The organism is Paraburkholderia sp. MM5384-R2 (assembly GCF_014201025.1).
Lineage (GTDB): Bacteria > Pseudomonadota > Gammaproteobacteria > Burkholderiales > Burkholderiaceae > Paraburkholderia > Paraburkholderia tuberum.
Genome location: NZ_JACHDI010000004.1, coordinates 397,091 through 413,694, shown reverse-complemented (window position 1 = coordinate 413,694; position 16,604 = coordinate 397,091). Strand labels below are relative to the sequence as shown.

The window sequence follows — 16,604 nt, the reverse complement described above, 5'->3', positions numbered from 1 at the left end:
GTTGCCCTGGCCGCCGCCTTCACCACCATGGCCGCCGTGGCCGGAGCCGCCGTTGCCCTGGCCGCCACCGCCTTCACCGCCATGGCCACCGTTGCCGGAACCACCGTTACCCTGGCCGCCGCCTTCACCACCGTGGCCGCCGTGGCCGGAGCCGCCGTTGCCCTGGCCGCCACCGCCTTCACCGCCATGGCCACCGTGTCCGGAACCACCGTTACCCTGGCCGCCGCCTTCACCACCATGGCCGCCGTGGCCGTAGCCGCCGTTGCCCTGGCCGCCATCGCCCTCACCGCCATGGCCGCCGTTTCCGGAACCGCCTTTGCCTTCGCCACCGCTGCTGCCGTGGCCGCCGTCACCGTGACCACCGTCACCGTGACCACCGTCACCATGACCACCGTCACCATGACCGCCGTCACCGTGACCGCCGTCACCGTGACCGCCGTCACCGTGGCCGCCGTCGCCATGACCGCCGTCACCGTTGCCGCCGTCGCCGTGACCGCTGGCGCCGTGGCCGCCATCGCCGCGGCCGCCGTCACCGTGGCCACGACCGCCATCACCATCACCGCCGTGCCCATGGCCATGGCCGCCATCGCCGTCACCATCACCGCCGTGCCCATGGCCATGACCGCCATCGCCGTCACCATCACCACCGTGACCATGACCGTGACCGCCATCGCCATCACCATCGCCACCGTGCCCATGACCATGGCCGCCATCGCCATCACCATCGCCACCGTGCCCATGACCATGACCGCCATCGCCGTCACCATCACCACCGTGACCATGACCGTGACCGCCATCGCCATCACCATCGCCACCGTGCCCATGACCATGGCCGCCATCGCCGTCACCATCACCGCCGTGGCCATGACCATGGCCGCCATCGCCGTCACCATCGCCGCCGTGACCATGCCCATGCCCATGACCATGACCACCATCCCCACCACCGTCCCCACCGTTATCACCGCCTCCGTTACCGCCGCCATCGCCGCCCGTGCCGCCATTCCCCGAGCCATTCCCGCCACCACCGCTAACCGCGCCGCCGTTACCGTTGTCGCCGGCACCGCCATTGCCGTTGTTGCCGCCGGTATTTCCCGAGCCCACCCCGCCCGGGCCGGAATTAGCCGAGCTATTCCCGCCACCGCTTCCCGCGCCCGTGCCCGTCGAGGACGTCCCGTTGCCCGTCGGCGAGCCGGTGGGCGATGTCGGGCCGAGCCCCGCCGCCGCGACGCCGAAGGCGCCCGCCCCGAGCTGCCCGAATCCCTGCGACGTGCAGCCCGGCCCGCCGCCCGACGCACATCCGCCGTGCACGCTAGCCTCGGCGAGCACCATCACTGCGGGATTCGTTGCCGGCGCGGCGGTGCTCCCCGAATTCGTCTGCGCACCCGCCATCGCCGCATAAAGACTGACCGCGACCGCCAAAGCCGCCCGTCGCGTTCCCAATATCCACGCGTCCCCGTTTTGCTTCTTCATTTCACTCTCCGAATTATTTCACCAAAAAGACCGGTCCAATTAACGAGTGAATCTCCGCTCGTCAACAAAACGAAAAGTCAAAGCCTTTGCGCAGCTTCGCTTTATGCGAATTAAAAATGCGTTCGCACTAAACACTTCTCTCACGGAAAATCCCCGGTCCGATTTGGCGTGCTTCGAGAGAATCGGCTGGCCGTGCGAGCACGTGATCGTGAGAGCCGCACAGCGAGGCTTGATGGACATTGAAGTTATTCGCAGCGCAATCGCTCGACCGTGCGCTAGCCCACGCAATGCGATATTGCCGATACGGCCCGTCAGGCGGCGCTAAACGACGATCCGGCCGCCAAATCCGCTACTCCACATTCTTCAGACAGGAAGTTAAAAAATCTCGCACTCAATGCAATCTGATCAGAAAAAAGAAAATTAGCCTTTGGTTTTATCTGACAAATACTGACCATTTACACATCACTGGCTTTATTCATGTGGCCATTCGCACATAAAAATAGAAATAGAAAAACCCAATGAGAGCAACCCAATAGACAACCCAATGAAAATCACCGAAACGCGCGTGCGAAACATTACGCGTCGTCGGGCAATGCGCGTGCGTCGCGAAAATCGCTGTCGCGATGTGCGCTACCTCGCATAGTCGACGAACGTGTGCCTCGGTCGCACGCGATCACGAGCCACGCCCATATGCAAAGTGTCGTGGCACAACCACCAGCGCGTCGGATAACCAACACATCAGCGCGCACGCTTTTCTCGGAGCATTCCCACCATCTTCGGCTGTACTGCAGCGTATCGTCGTTGCCCTGCCCGCAAAAGCCTGTCCCCGCGAGCCACCGCGCGGGATCGCCCACGAACGCGGGTAAACCTTGGTTTGACTTCGACGCGCCGCCCCGTTTACTGCACGCAGCCGAACCTCTCAATCCGCTTTCATTCACCGCCCGCACTCTTGTTGGTCTGCGGAGCAGTTCTGCGAGCGCCTTCCCCTCTTCGACGAGGTACAACATGGTTACTATCTCCAGCAGCGCGGTCGACGAATTCAAATCCGGACTTCGCGGTCGGCTTCTGCTGCCCGACACGCCGGGCTTCGACACGGCGCGCAGCATCTGGAACGCAATGATCGACCGTTCTCCCGCGATGATCCTGCGCTGCGCGGGTGTTGCCGACGTGCGCCGCGGCGTCGCCTTCGCGCGTGACAACGGCCTGCCGCTCGCGATTCGCGGCGGTGGCCACAACATCGGCGGTAGCGCTGTGTGCGACGACGGCCTCGTGCTCGATCTGTCCACGATGAGATCGGTGCGCATCGACCCGGAAGCGCGGCGCGCCTATGTCGAACCGGGCGCGACGCTGCACGATCTCGATCACGAAACGCAGGCATTCGGACTCGCGACGCCGCTCGGCATCAACTCGACGACCGGCGTCGCGGGTCTGACGCTCGGCGGCGGCTTCGGCTGGTTGAGCCGCCGCTACGGCATGACGATCGACAACCTCGTCGCCGCCGACATCGTCACCGCGGACGGTGAATTGCGCCGCCTGAGCGCCGCTTCGCACGACGATCTGTTCTGGGCGATTCGCGGCGGCGGCGGCAATTTCGGCGTCGTTACGCTATTCGAGTTCGCGCTGCATGAGGTCGGCCCGCTCGTGTATGGCGGCCTCGTCGTGTTGCCGCTCGCCGACGCGAAGGAAGCGCTGATCAAATACCGCGATGCCGTGCCCGCGATGCCCGACGAGCTGGCCGTCTGGGCCGTCGCGCGGCTCGCGCCACCGCTGCCGTTCCTGCCGCCCGACGTGCACGGCCAACCCGTGCTGGTGTTCGCGATGTGCTACAACGGGCCGGTCGAAACAGGCCCAGCCGCGGTGGAAGCCGTGCGCGGCTTCGGCAAGCCGCTCGGCGAACATCTCGGTCCGATGCCTTATGAAGTTTGGCAACAGGCCTTCGATCCGCTGCTCACGCCGGGCGCGCGCAACTACTGGAAGTCGCACAACCTCGCCACCATCGACGATGGACTGATCGACGCGCTGATCCGCGCGATCGACACACTGCCGTCGGCGCAATGCGAAATTTTCTTCGGGTTGATCGGCGCGCAAACGCAGCGCGTGGCGGTCGACGCGACCGCTTACCCAAGTCGCGAGACGCAATACGCGATGAACGTGCACGGCCGCTGGGACGATGCGCGCGACGACGAGCGCTGTGTCAAATGGGCGCGCGACTTTTTCGACGCGGCGCGCCCCTTTGCGCTAGGCAGCGTGTACGTCAACTTCATGACGCAGGAGGAAGGCGGCCGTATCGCGGATGCCTATGGGCCCAACTATGAACGGCTCGTCGCCGTGAAGAACCGCTACGATCCGCGCAACCTGTTCCGCCATAACCAGAACATTCGCCCAACGGCGTAGCGACGACGCGTGACGGAAAGCGGCGTAAAAACCCGAGCCGCAATGGCCGCGCCGCTCTCGCGCAAGGCGGCGCGGCCCTTGGGCACGCTCCCTGCTATTTGAGCGGTGGCCGTCCGCGATGCGAACGTCGCGACACGCCGCCGCCCGGCTGCGATGACCGCGCGCACGGAACCTCCAGCATGCATATGAGAACAAAGCAAAGCAGGCGACTCGCCGCACTCTTCCAAAACGTACAACACGCGTGAGAAACGCAAAGGAAAACCGTCATGCGCAGACGACAATTCATCATGACCGGCAGCGCTGCATTGGCCGTCGCAGGCCTGAGCCTCACCGGTTGCACGACGACTTCGCCGTCCTCGAACGCATCGCCGTCTGCCAACGCCGGCAAGCGCGACACGATCAACGCCGGCGTCGACTCGACGCTCGCGCGTCTCTACGAAAACGTCGACGGTGCGCGTGAGCTCGTCGCGAAAGCGCGCGGCGTGCTGGTGTTTCCATCGGTGATCTCGGCCGGCTTCTGGGTCGGCGGACAGTATGGTGAAGGGGCGATGCGCATCGCCGGCCGCACGGTCGGCTACTACAGCACGGTCGCGGGCTCGTTCGGGTTGCAGATCGGCGCGCAGTCGAAGGCGCTCGTGTTTCTGTTCATGACGCAGGAAGCGCTCGACGAATTCATGCACAGCCAGGGCTGGGCAGTCGGCGCGAATGCGACCGTCGCCGTGCTGAAAGTCGGCGCGAACGGCGCGGTCGATTCGTCGACCGCGACGAGCCCGGTGCAGGCTTTCGTGCTGACCAACGGCGGCCTGATGGCCGGCGTGTCGCTCGAGGGCACGAAGGTGTCGCGGCTGATTATCTGAGTATCCGAGCGGGGCTTTCCCTCTTGCGGATTTGTGGCGCGAGCGCACCGCGCGATTGCGCGACAGATCCGCGCCGCGCGTTCGGGCCATAGCGTTCCCGCCCGCTTCGCCAGCGCCGTTCATCGCGCTACGGTAGAATTCACGCCTTTCGTAGACCGTCCGCGCCCAGCGGACGCAATCCTTCGCGCAGCCGCGCGTTGCCTCGCCAGTCCAGCGCTGCCCATACAAGCCTCAGCATTGCGCTCGCGCGCCACCTCGTAGAACATGAACACCGCTAGTCCCGCTTCCGGTCGGCCCGCCTGGCTGTCCGGCATTCGCAGCAACGTGCTCGCAGGCTTGACCTCGTCGTTCGCGCTGGTGCCCGAATGCATCGCCTTTGCGCTCGTCGCCCATCTGAATCCGTTGATGGGTCTGTATGGCGCATTCTTTATCTGCACCGTCACCGCGCTATTTGGCGGACGTCCCGGCATGATTTCGGGCGCGGCGGGCTCGATGGCCGTCGTGATCGTCGCGCTCGTCGTCGAGCACGGCGCGCAGTATCTGCTTGCGACCGTGATCCTGAGCGGCCTGCTGATGATGCTGTTCGGCATATTGCGGCTCGGCAAACTGATCCGCATGGTCCCGCATCCGGTCATGCTCGGCTTCGTCAACGGACTCGCGATCGTCATCGCGACCGCGCAGCTCGCTCACTTCAAAACGGTCACGCCGCACGGCGAAGCCTGGCTGCACGGCAGCGCGCTCGCGACGATGTGCGCGCTCGTCGCGCTGACGATGGCGATCGTCTATCTGCTACCGCGACTTACGCGAGCCGTGCCACCGGCGCTCGTGGCCATTCTCGGCATCGGCCTTTTCACGCAGCTGCTGCATCTGCCGACGCGCACGCTCGGCGACATGGCGCATGTCGCCGGCAATCTGCCGACGCTGCATCTGCCCGACGTGCCGCTCGATCTCGAGACGCTTCGCATCATCCTGCCGTACGCCGTGCTGATCGCGATCGTCGGTCTGCTCGAAACGCTGCTGACGTTCAACCTGACCGACGAAATCACCGAAACGCGCGGTCAGCCGAATCGCGAATGCGTCGCGCTCGGCGCGGCGAACATCGCATCGGGGCTGTTCGGCGGCATGGGCGGTTGCGCGATGATCGGCCAGACCATGATCAACCTGAATTCGGGGGGACGCTCGCGGCTGTCGGGAATCGTCAGCGGCGTGATGATCCTGCTGTACATCCTGTTCCTGTCGCCGCTGATCGAGCGAATTCCGCTCGCGGCGCTGGTGGGCGTGATGTTCGTGGTCGCGCAGCAAACCTTCGCGTGGGGATCGCTGCGCGTGCTCGGCAAGGTGCCGCGCAACGACGCGCTCGTGATCGTCGCGGTCACGGTCATCACCGTGTTTGCCGATCTCGCGATCGCGGTGATGTGCGGCATCGTGATCGCCGCGCTCAACTTCGCGTGGCAGCACGCACGCGAAATTCACACGCATGCCGAGGATCAAGCGGGCCATAAGACCTATGTGCCGCGCGGCACGCTGTTTTTCGCGTCGACGACGCGCTTTCACGAGCTGTTCGATCCGGCGCGCGACCCGGCGAGCGTGACCGTCGATTGCAGTCACCTGCTGCTCGCCGATCATTCGGCGCTCGCCGCGTTGCAGGGTCTGGCCGAGCGCTATCGCAAGGCGGGCAAGCAATTGCGCATGAAGAATCTGTCGGAGCGCAGCCGCCAATTGTTGAGCCGCGCGGGGATCGGCTTGGCGTGAGACACGCACCGCGTTGCGAGCCCGCGTGCGGTGAATTCTCGCGCGAGTCGACAACGCGGCCTGGTGCTTTAGCGCTGCTCGGGCAACCGGAACACCGCGATCGCCGCCGACAACTGCCCAGTCTGCGTCTTCAGCACATCGGCCGCCGCGCTCGCCTCCTCGACGAGCGCCGCATTCTGCTGCGTCGTCTGATCCATGCTCGCGACCGCGATGTTGACCTGCTCGATGCCCGAGGTCTGCTCGGCCGACGCCGCGCTGATCTCGCCCATGATGTCGTTGACACGACGTACCGCCTGCACGACTTCCTGCATCGTGTCACCCGCGCGTCCGACGTGCTCCGAACCGCCCGCGATCTGCGCGGCCGATTCCTCGATCAGCGCCTTGATCTCCTTCGCAGCCGCCGCGCTGCGTTGCGCGAGCGTGCGCACTTCGCCCGCGACCACCGCGAAACCGCGGCCCTCCTCGCCCGCGCGCGCCGCCTCGACGGCCGCGTTCAACGCGAGAATATTGGTTTGGAACGCAATCCCTTCGATCACGCCGATGATGTCGCCGATCCGGTGCGACGACTGTGAAATCCCGCGCATCGTGTCGATCACCTTACCGACCACCGCGCCGCCGCGCGCCGCGGTCTCCGACGCGTTGTGCGAGAGCTGGCTCGCCTGCTTCGCGTTGTCGGCGTTCTGACGCACGGTCGCGGTGATCTGCTCCATGCTCGACGCGGTCTCGCCGAGCGCGGCCGCCTGCTGCTCGGTGCGGCGCGACAGGTCCGAATTGCCCGCGGCGATCTCGTTCGATACCGACGAAATCAGCGTCGCGCCGGCGCGAATCTGCTCGATCGCCTGCGCGAGACGCTGCTGCATCCGTTTCATCGCGGCGAGCAGGCTCGTGCTGTCGCCGGCCTTCGCGTCGACGACCACGTCGAGGTCGCCGTCCGCGATACGCGACGCGATCTGCAGCGCGTACGCCGGTTCGCCGCCAAGCTGACGCAGAATGCTGCGCAGAATCACGCCGATCACCAGCGACACGAGCGCGCAAAGCACCACCGCCGCGCTCACGTACTGCACGAGGGTGCGGTAGAACGCGCCGTCGATGTCGTCCGTGAAGACGCCGGTGACGATGGTCCAGTCCCACGGCTTGTAAAGCCGCATGTAGTTGATCTTCGGCGCAAGCTTGTCGGTGCCGGGCTTCGGGAACTGCAGATGAACGAAGGCCTCGCCTTCGCGCTGCGTTTGCTCGGAACCTTCCTTGAACACGTGGCGGCCGTCCGGATCGGTGACGTTGGTCATGTCCTTGCCGACGAGGTCGGCGCGCGTGGCATGCATCAGCACGTGCGCGTGGCTGTCTTCGAGCACGAGATAGCCGCCGGCGCCGTCGTAGCGCATTGCGCGCAGGTCGTCCATCGCGGCGCGCTGCGCATCGGCGAGCGGCATCGTGCCGGCCGCGACGAGCGCGTTGTAGCGATCGAGCACGCTGTACGCGATGCTGACCACGTTTTTCAGCTCGCCCTCGCGATCGGCGATCATCGTGTCTCGTGTCTTGAACGCCCCCCACAGGCCGATCGCCAGAATGCCCATGCACATCACCGCGAGCGCGAGCCACAGCCGCACTTTCAGGCGAAACCGTTCCATCTTCCGTATCCCTTGTCGTGGTCGGCGGCTGTCCGCGCGAACGGACGCCGCAAACGTTTCATGTCGTTGTCGGGATTAACGGCGCGACGGAAGAAAACTTCAGGGCGGCTTCAAGGTTGCGGGTTTCCGTGCGCAGGCAGCGTCAGCGCCGCCACCTCGCAGCGCGGCCATGGCCGCAGCACGTCGGGCGCCATCAGCAGCTTGGCCGCGCGCACGCCGGCGCCCATCACGATCTGCGCACGCTCCATCACGGCGGCGTCGACGAGGATGCGCCAGTCGGCCGGCAGACCGAACGCGGTAATTGCGCCGAACTCCATCTGGCTATGCTCGACCGCCGCCTCGCGCTTCGCGAATGACAGCCGCTGTGCGCCGAGCGCAGCCTTCACCGCGCCGTTGATGTCGAGCCGCCGCGAGCCGAGCGACACGAGCGCCGCATAGTGCTCGCCACCCTCTTTCCTGTAGCGGATCACGATCGTGTTCGCGCAGTCTTCGAGACCGAAGCCGTAGCGAGCGCTGAATGCGGCGGTATCGGAGGCGTCGTCGGTGACGGCGAACACCGTGATCCCGCGCGCCGGCAATTGTTCGATGACGTGCGCGGGCAGATGCGCGCTCCACTGGTCGCGCTCGATGACGTCCAGTTGCTGTACGAGTTCGTGCGAATGCATGATGAGCGGAAAGGTGACATTAACCCGCTGCATTCTAGCGGTACGCGCGGGCGGCCGCGAAATAGGCCGCGAAACGGGCCGCAAAACAGGCCATGAACGCAGGCCATGCAGCGCGCCGCTTAACTTGTATAGTGACGGGCACGAGGTTTGCGAAAAGCAATGAAGCAAACACCCTGAAGGCGCCCTCACGATTCAGACACGATCATGGACATCGACACGCTCTCTCGCGAGAACCTCCAGCAGGCCGCGCGTCATCAGGCCAATTGGGCGATGGGCGCACTGCGGCAGTTCGCGGAGAACCGCTGTCCTGCGATGGCGGCGAGCATCGCGTTCTATGCGGCGTTTTCGCTCGCGCCGACGCTCGTGATGGTGATCGCGGTGGCCGGCTGGTTCTTCGGCCCGGCGGCCGCGCGCGGCGAGCTGTTCGGCCACATCAACGGCCTGATCGGCGACCAGGCCGCGGCCGGCGTGCAGACGATCGTCGAGAACGCGCATCACGCGGGTGCCAAAGGCGGCATCGCGACGATCATCTCGTTCTCGCTGCTGGCGATCGGCGCGTCGGCGACGTTCTCGTCGCTGAACAGCGCGCTCAATATAGTGTGGCCGGACAGCGGGCCGCGCACTTCCAGTTGGCTCGCGCTGGTGCGGGTGCGACTGATTTCGTTCGGGCTCGTGCTCGGCGTCGCGTTCCTGCTGATCGTGTCGCTGGTGCTCGATACGGTGATCGTCTTTATCGGCAACTGGCTGTGGGGCGACTCGCCGTATGTCGTGATCGGCAATCTGCTGCAGCTCGGCGTCGGGCTGTTCGTGCTGATCTTCGCGTTCGCCGGACTGCTCAAGTTTCTGCCCGACGCTCGGGTGCTGTGGCGCGATGCGGTGGTGGGCGGCATCGTCGCGGCCGTGTTGTTTACGGCTGGCAAGAAGCTGTTCGCGCTGTATCTCGCGCATGCGGGAATGGCCAGCGCGTTCGGCGCGGCCGGCTCGCTCGCGGTGCTGCTGATGTGGCTGTACTTCTCGGCGCTGGTGCTGCTGCTCGGCGCGGAGTTCTCGGCGGCGCGCGGCCGGCTGCACGATCCGCGTGGCGGCTGGGGCATGCAGGGCGAGTCGCCGCTGGGCAGCCGCGCGAAGCTCGCGTCGGTACTGGCGGCATCGACCGTCGCGGCAAATGCCGCGCCGTCGTCTGCTCCCGCTGCTGAGGGTGTTGCCAGCCAAACGGCTACGCCGCTGCCCGCGGGAATCAACGCGGCGGCGCAAAGGCGCTCCGCGCATGAGACCGCGGTGGACGTTACGCGCAAGGTGCTCGACGCCGAAGCGCAAGCCACCCGTTTCGCGGCGTCCGCCCTCGTCGAAGCGCGTCGCCAGGCGACGGCCGCCGACCGCTACGTGCGACGCAACCCGTGGACCTCGGTGCTGCTCGCGGCCGCCGCGGGGCTCACGGCCGCGGCCATGGCGCGCCGTGGCGCCGACCGGCGCTGAAGCGGGCGCTTCTCACCACGCTACCGTCCATACCCTTATAGATGCACGTGTTGCGCCGTCAATCCAGTCGATTGCGCCTGGACACACAACGCGCCCCGTCTGTCCAGCCTGTCTAGTCCTTTCGTCAGCCGTCTCTTTTATGATTTCACTACAAAGGCGAGTGGACGTGTAGACGACTAGATTACATTTAGCATGCAAATCGATGCTGATAGTGCGTTCGTTCACCCAGTCACTATCAACAAATCAACAATAATGCACATCAGACCAATAAATGTTGCGCAAATGGAAACAATCGCTGAGAGCTTTAAATACAAGGGTTTGCATCGATTGTCAGTTTTTGGCGACACTCTTTTTTTTCCGTTTCTACCCCGCCGAGCCGCTGAGCTATTCTGCTTTCCGCAACAACGAACAATCATCTGCGTGGAGAAATGGATGAAACGAATCGCACTGTCTACCCTCTCGCTGGCGCTCCTCGGTGTCGCCGGTATCGCTCACGCGCAAAGCAGCGTGACCCTGTATGGCGTGCTGGATGAATCGGTCCAGTACGTGAACAACGCTACGCCCAACGGCGGTAGCCTCGTACAAATGTTTGGCGGCAACCTGCAAGGTAACCGTTTCGGCCTGAAGGGCACGGAAGACCTCGGCGGCGGCCTGAAGGCAATTTTCCAGTTGGAAAACGGCTTTGACATCAACTCCGGCAAGCTCGGTCAAGGCGGCCTGATGTTCGGTCGTCAGGCTTACGTCGGTCTGACGGGCGACTCTTGGGGCACCTTCACAGCTGGTCGTCAATACGACCCGCTGGTCGACATGATCCAGCCGCTGACGGGCGACAACTACTTCGGCAGCACGTTCGCTACGCCGGGTGACGTCGACAACAACGACAACAGCTTCCGCGTGAACAATTCGCTGAAGTATGTGTCGCCGGTGTGGTCGGGCTTCCAAGTCGAAGGCATGTACGCTCTGGGCGGCGTCGCAGGCGCGACGGGTTCGGGTCAAACGTGGGGCGGCGCAGCAACGTACGCAACGGGTCCGTTCAGCGTCGCGGGTGGCTACCTGAGGACTGACAACGCAAGCACCAACCTTCCTGTCCGCACGGGCTGGAACAGCACGACGGTCCCCGGCGCTACGTTCGACACGAACTTCCCGAACAACGCAGGCATCAACCAGGCTTACACCACGGCGAAGTCGATCAGTATCGGTTCAGCAGCTGCTCAGTACGTGACGGGCCCGTGGACGGCTAACCTGTCGTACAGCAACGCGCGCTACAAGCCGGACGCACAATCGGCGTTCACGTCGACGCAGATCTTCAACGTCGGCCGCGTGTACGTCGGCTACCAGATCACGCCGGCAGCCCTGCTGGGTATCGGCTACGCATACACCCGCGGTACGGGCGACGCGGTGGCAACGTACAACCAGGTTTCGCTGGGCGGCGACTACTCGCTGTCGAAGCGCACCGACGTGTACACGGTCGCCGCATGGCAGCATGCAAGCGGCCAACAGCGCGATCCGGCTACGGGCGCACTCGTTTCGTCCACGGCTTCGATCGGTTCGTATGGCAACCAGTCGAGCACCAACAACCAGGTCATGGTCAGCCTCGGTATCCGTCACAAGTTCTAATCGGACTTCGAATCGGACCTGCTACGCAGCCGACGGGCTGCGTAGCCAGAGACCAGAAACCAGCCAGAGGCGATGCCGATGGCTGGTTTTTTTTCGTCCTGAGGTTTTGGTGCGGGCCCGAGCGAGCCTGACGCGCGCTCCGAACCCAACGCAGCTAGCGCCGCTGCGCCTTGCCCTTGTCGGCCTGCGCGAGAATCTGCGCGGGCGACACATCCTGCTCATGCTCGACGCCATCGGCGCCGACCGGCGCGCGATATAGCACCAGCGCCCGCTCCGACTGCGGCGACGGCGCATCCAGCGACTGCTGCCAGTCCGGATCGGGAATCTCGGCGAACACCTGCCGCAGACGCTCGCCCCATGTGCGGTGAAGCATGTCGAAGTACGCGTTGTCGCGATCGATCGACACGAACCGCGTGACCCGCAGCGCATCCTTCTCGTACACGAGCAGATCGAGCGGCAAGCCTACTGACAGGTTCGAGCGCAGCGTCGAGTCCATCGAGATCAGCGCGGACTTCGCAGCCTCGTCGAGCGGTGTGGACGGCGTCAGCACCCGATCGATGATCGGCTTGCCATACTTCGCCTCGCCGATCTGGAAATACGGATTCACGGCCGACGCCTCGATGAAATTGCCCGCCGCGTAGATCATGAAAAGGCGCATCCGGTTGCCCGCGATCTGGCCGCCGAGAATGAAGCTGCAATTGAAGTCGACACCGAACTTCTGCATCGCCTCGGCCTCGCGCTCATGCACGCGACGCACCGCGCTGCCGACCACGCGCGCGGCGTCCGCCATGGTCGGCACGCTCCACAGCGTGGGCTCGCTGGCATCGGCGGGCTCGGACAGCTCGTGCAGCACCGCTTGCGTGATCGACAGATTGCCGGCGCCGAGCAGCACCAGCATGCGTTCGCCGGGTTGCTCGAACACCGACATCTTGCGCGCGGTACTGATGTGATCGACGCCCGCATTGGTACGCGTGTCGGACAAAAATACGAGGCCGTCGTTGACGGCCATCGCTACGCAGTAAGTCATAAGGAATCCGCGGAAGGCAAAGGAACGGGGCTATTGTAATGCGGCGCACAGGCGCCTTTTATCCGTGTTTACGGCCTTTTTTGCAGCTTCTTTGCAGCCTTTTGGCAGCTGATTCCGAACACGTGGCAGGAATGTTAAATGCCGTCGCGCGCGTTGGCGTTGCAACGCGGCTACTGCGACATCTGCGCGCTGACCGCCACCGCCACGTGAAGCTCCTCTTCGAGTCCGCCGATGCGTCGGCCGCGCACCGGTGCCGCGGCCTCATAGTCACGGGCGACCGCGAGCCGGCAGTAGATCTCGCTGGCAAACCCGGCATGCGTGACGTCGATCGAAATCCACCCTTTGCCTTCGAGCCAAACGTCGACCCACGCGTGACTCGCGCCATGCGGCACGTCGCCGGGTTCGATATATCCGCTCACGTAGCGCGCCGGCACGCCGCGCGCGCGGCAGCACGCGAGCATCAGATGCGCATGGTCCTGACACACGCCGTTGCCGAGCGCGAGCGCCTCGGCGGCCGTGCTCGTGACCTCGGTCACGCCGGGCCGGTACTGCACGCGCTGCACGATCTGCTCGGACAGCGTGAGCAGGCTTGCCGGGCTCGCCAGATTCGCCACCGACTCCGCCAGTTCGCGGATCGCGCCGTCGGCTTCGGTCAGACGCGTCGCGCAGGTGAAATGCTCAAGCGGAATCGGGCCGGGCGGATCACCCAGCACGCCGTCGACGAGCGGCATCGTGTCCACCTCGCCCGACACGCGCAGATGAATCTCGTCGTGCGGCTTGTTCATGACGAGCGTGTGCAGCACGTTGCCGTAGGCGTCGAGCGTCGCGTCGAGCTTGCCCGGCGCGTCGATGTTCCAGCGCCGCACGGTCTGTCCGGCGCCGCTCGCGGGCGTCAGGCGCAACTGCTGGATCGAATAGTGAACCGTCGCTTCGTAGCGGTAAGAGGTGTCGTGGCGGATCGTCAGGTACATGAGAAAACTCCGTCAGGCCACTGGCAGCATCAGATAAGTACGCGCGACCAGATTGCCCAGATCGAACACGCGAGCGAGGAACTGCGTCAGATAGGCGTGCAGACCGCTTTCGAAAATCTGCCGGATGTCGGCATACAACAGCTCGGCGCGCAGCTTGCCGGCGAACCGCTCGCACTGGTTCGAGCCCGATGTGCGCAGCATCGCGAGATTGCTGCACACGCCGTCGAGCGAGGCGAGCAGCGAGCGCGGCATCTGCTGATTGAGGATCATCAGCTCGACGACGCGCGCGGGCGTCACGACGTCGCGATATACCCTGCGGTAGATCTCGAGCGCCGACACCGAACTCAGGATCGAGGTCCAGTAATAGAAGTCCTCGAGCTGGCGCGCCGCGTCGCGTGAATTCGGCTCGACGTTCGCGAAACGCACATCGAGAATCCGCGCGGTGTTGTCGGCGCGCTCCAGATACGTGCCTAGCTGCGTGAAGAAGAACGCGTCGTCCTGCAGCGCGGTGCCGATCGTCACGCCGCGCGACAGATGCGAGCGGAACTTGACCCACTCGAACAACGAGCCCGGATTGCTCGCGGCCTGTCCGCTCGCGAGCCGCTCGTTGAATTCGAGCCACGTGTCGTTGATGGTTTCCCACCACTCGGTCGTCAGCGTGCCGCGCACCGCGCGAGCGTTTTCACGCGCGGCCTGCAGGCACGAATGAATGCTCGACGGATTACTTGCGTCGGCGATCATGAAGTCGAGCATGTGCTCGCGCGTCGGTTCGTCGTAGCGCTGCTCGAAGGCGCTTTCGAGCTCGGAGATGCGCAGCACCGAGCGCTGCGCGCGAGCCTCCTGTTCGGCCGTCTGCGGCAGCAGTTGCGCCTTCAGGTTGATGTCGAGCATGCGGGCGGTGTTCTCCGCGCGCTCCATATAGCGGGCCATCCAGAAGAGGTGATCGGCGGTTCGGCTAAGCATGACGACGTTCCATGTCTGTGATCTGAACGCGCGAGGCCTCCGTCAGCGACGAAGGTCCGCGCTGGTTATCCGTTGAGCGCCAGCGCGCATCAGGTTGCGAGTGTCGCGTCCTGCTCTGCTCTGTTGCAAGCGAGGCGAGAAGCGAGGCGAAAAGCGCGGCGGCAACCGCGTCAGTCGACCATCCAGGTGTCCTTGGTCCCGCCTCCCTGCGATGAATTGACGACGAGCGAGCCCTCCTGCAAGGCGACCCGCGTGAGGCCGCCCGCCACCATCGTGGTGGTCTTGCCCGACAGCACGAACGGCCGCAGGTCGATATGGCGCGGCGCGATGCCCGATTCGACGAAAGTCGGACACGCGGACAGCGCCAGCGTGGGCTGTGCGATATAACCGGCCGGACGCTCGATCAGCCGCTCGCGGAAGGCCTCGATTTCGGCCTTCGTCGAGGCGGGGCCGACCAGCATCCCGTAGCCGCCCGCGCCGTGCACTTCCTTGACCACCAGCTCCGGCAGATGCGCGAGCGTATAGGCGAGATCCTCGGGCTTACGGCACTGATAGGTCGGTACGTTGTTCAGAATCGGCTTTTCGCCAAGATAAAACGCGATCATGTCGGGCACGTACGGGTAGATCGATTTGTCGTCGGCGATGCCGGTGCCCATCGCGTTCGCGAGCGCGACGCGGCCGGCGCGATAGGCGGTGAGCAGACCCGGTACGCCGAGCGCGGAGTCGGGGCGAAACGCAAGCGGATCGAGAAAATCGTCGTCGACGCGCCGGTAGATCACGTCGACGCGCTTCGGTCCTTGCGTGGTGCGCATGAACACGTAGTTGTCGTCGACGAACAGATCCTTGCCTTCGACGAGCTCGACGCCCATCTGCTGCGCGAGGAACGTATGCTCGAAATACGCGGAGTTGTACATGCCCGGCGTCAGCACGACGACGACCGGATCGTCGACGCCCGCGGGCGCGACCGAGCGCAGCGTATCGAGCAGCAGGTCGGGATAATGCGCGACCGGCGCGATGCGGTTCTGCACGAACAGTTCGGGGAAGAGCCGCATCATCATCTTGCGGTTTTCGAGCATGTACGACACGCCCGACGGCACACGCAGATTGTCTTCGAGTACGTAGAATTCGCCTTGATCGCCGGCGCGCACCACGTCGACGCCCGCGATATGCGCGTAAACACCGAGCGGCACGTCGACGCCCTGCATCTCGGGACGATACTGTGCGTTGGTATAGACCTGGTCGGCCGGCACGATGCCCGCGCGCACGATGTTGCGATCGTGATAGACGTCGTGGATAAACAGATTGAGAGCCTGCACGCGCTGTCGCAAACCCGCTTCGAGCGTCTGCCATTCGCCGCGCGGGATGATGCGCGGAATCAGATCGAAGGGAATCAGCCGCTCGGTGCCTGACAGGTCGCCGTTTACTGCGAACGTGATGCCGACGCGCCGGAACAGCAGGTCCGCTTCCGCGCGCTTGCGTGCGATCGCTTCATCGCCCTGACTGTCCAACCATCGCTCAAAGCGCGCGTAATGCGGCCGTACGCCATCGGCGTGATGGCGCATCTCGTCATAGCATCGCATGTCAGCCCCAGTCTTGTTGTCAAATAGAAGGCGAATGCGCTGCGCATTCGGTATTCGACCTTCGATCAAGCAAGCGTCATGCCATTGAATGTGTCGGGATAGAGCGCGTTGACGTGCCCCCTAACGGAGCATCCGCAGGGCGTCGGATTGCCTCGATCGTACTGTCGTGGATCATGATGCGCCAGTCAGGTGCGTGTACGCCAT

The 16,604-nt window shown here is 64.5% G+C and carries 12 protein-coding genes; 6 read left to right on the top strand and 6 right to left on the bottom strand.

Features of this window, described 5'->3' with window-relative positions:
- The 4 genes from HDG37_RS10270 to HDG37_RS10255 all read left to right on the top strand — a co-directional run.
- Positions 1–1,584: hypothetical protein (locus HDG37_RS10270; RefSeq protein ID WP_221311943.1), on the top strand; the 1,584-nt coding region annotated here is incomplete at its 5' end.
- 891 nt (positions 1,585–2,475) lie between these two features.
- On the top strand, positions 2,476–3,864 hold the full coding sequence (locus HDG37_RS10265) for an FAD-binding oxidoreductase (RefSeq protein ID WP_184046634.1): 1,389 nt from the start codon (positions 2,476–2,478) through the stop codon (positions 3,862–3,864).
- Between the two features lie 266 nt (positions 3,865–4,130).
- Positions 4,131–4,721 (top strand): YSC84-related protein, encoded by a 591-nt coding sequence (locus HDG37_RS10260; RefSeq protein WP_184046632.1) that lies wholly within the window; start codon positions 4,131–4,133, stop codon positions 4,719–4,721.
- 264 nt (positions 4,722–4,985) lie between these two features.
- A complete protein-coding gene (locus HDG37_RS10255) occupies positions 4,986–6,473 on the top strand; it encodes a SulP family inorganic anion transporter (protein WP_184046630.1) in 1,488 nt (495 codons plus the stop codon).
- A 68-nt stretch (positions 6,474–6,541) separates the two neighbouring features.
- Here HDG37_RS10255 and HDG37_RS10250 read toward each other — a convergent pair whose 3' ends face one another.
- Positions 6,542–8,101: a methyl-accepting chemotaxis protein gene (locus HDG37_RS10250; RefSeq protein WP_184046628.1), complete on the bottom strand. Its 1,560-nt coding sequence runs from the start codon at positions 8,099–8,101 to the stop codon at positions 6,542–6,544.
- A 110-nt stretch (positions 8,102–8,211) separates the two neighbouring features.
- Entirely contained in the window at positions 8,212–8,766 is a 555-nt protein-coding gene (locus HDG37_RS10245; protein ID WP_184046626.1) for a YbaK/EbsC family protein, read from the bottom strand.
- Between the two features lie 204 nt (positions 8,767–8,970).
- On the opposite strand from HDG37_RS10245, the gene HDG37_RS10240 reads away from it, so the two are divergent.
- Together HDG37_RS10240 and HDG37_RS10235 are read left to right on the top strand one after the other, a co-directional pair.
- Entirely contained in the window at positions 8,971–10,242 is a 1,272-nt protein-coding gene (locus HDG37_RS10240) for a YihY/virulence factor BrkB family protein (RefSeq protein ID WP_184046625.1), read from the top strand.
- Between the two features lie 432 nt (positions 10,243–10,674).
- Positions 10,675–11,859: a porin gene (locus HDG37_RS10235; protein WP_184046623.1), complete on the top strand. Its 1,185-nt coding sequence runs from the start codon at positions 10,675–10,677 to the stop codon at positions 11,857–11,859.
- A 154-nt stretch (positions 11,860–12,013) separates the two neighbouring features.
- On the opposite strand, the gene HDG37_RS10230 is transcribed toward HDG37_RS10235, so the two are convergent.
- From HDG37_RS10230 to HDG37_RS10215, 4 genes are all read right to left on the bottom strand, one after another.
- Positions 12,014–12,886, bottom strand: a complete 873-nt coding sequence (locus HDG37_RS10230) for a proteasome-type protease (protein WP_184025193.1) — start codon at positions 12,884–12,886, stop codon at positions 12,014–12,016.
- Positions 12,887–13,056: 170 nt separating this feature from the next.
- The gene (locus HDG37_RS10225; RefSeq protein ID WP_090807138.1) at positions 13,057–13,857 is read right to left on the bottom strand and encodes a transglutaminase family protein; all 801 of its coding nucleotides are present in this window, start codon (positions 13,855–13,857) and stop codon (positions 13,057–13,059) included.
- 12 nt (positions 13,858–13,869) lie between these two features.
- Complete coding sequence (locus HDG37_RS10220; protein ID WP_184046621.1) at positions 13,870–14,820, bottom strand: alpha-E domain-containing protein; 951 nt, start codon at positions 14,818–14,820, stop codon at positions 13,870–13,872.
- Positions 14,821–14,990: 170 nt separating this feature from the next.
- Positions 14,991–16,400 carry a circularly permuted type 2 ATP-grasp protein gene (locus HDG37_RS10215; RefSeq protein ID WP_184046619.1) on the bottom strand — a complete coding sequence of 470 codons (1,410 nt, stop codon included), beginning with the start codon at positions 16,398–16,400 and terminating at the stop codon, positions 14,991–14,993.
- Between the last annotated feature and the right edge of the window lie 204 nt (positions 16,401–16,604).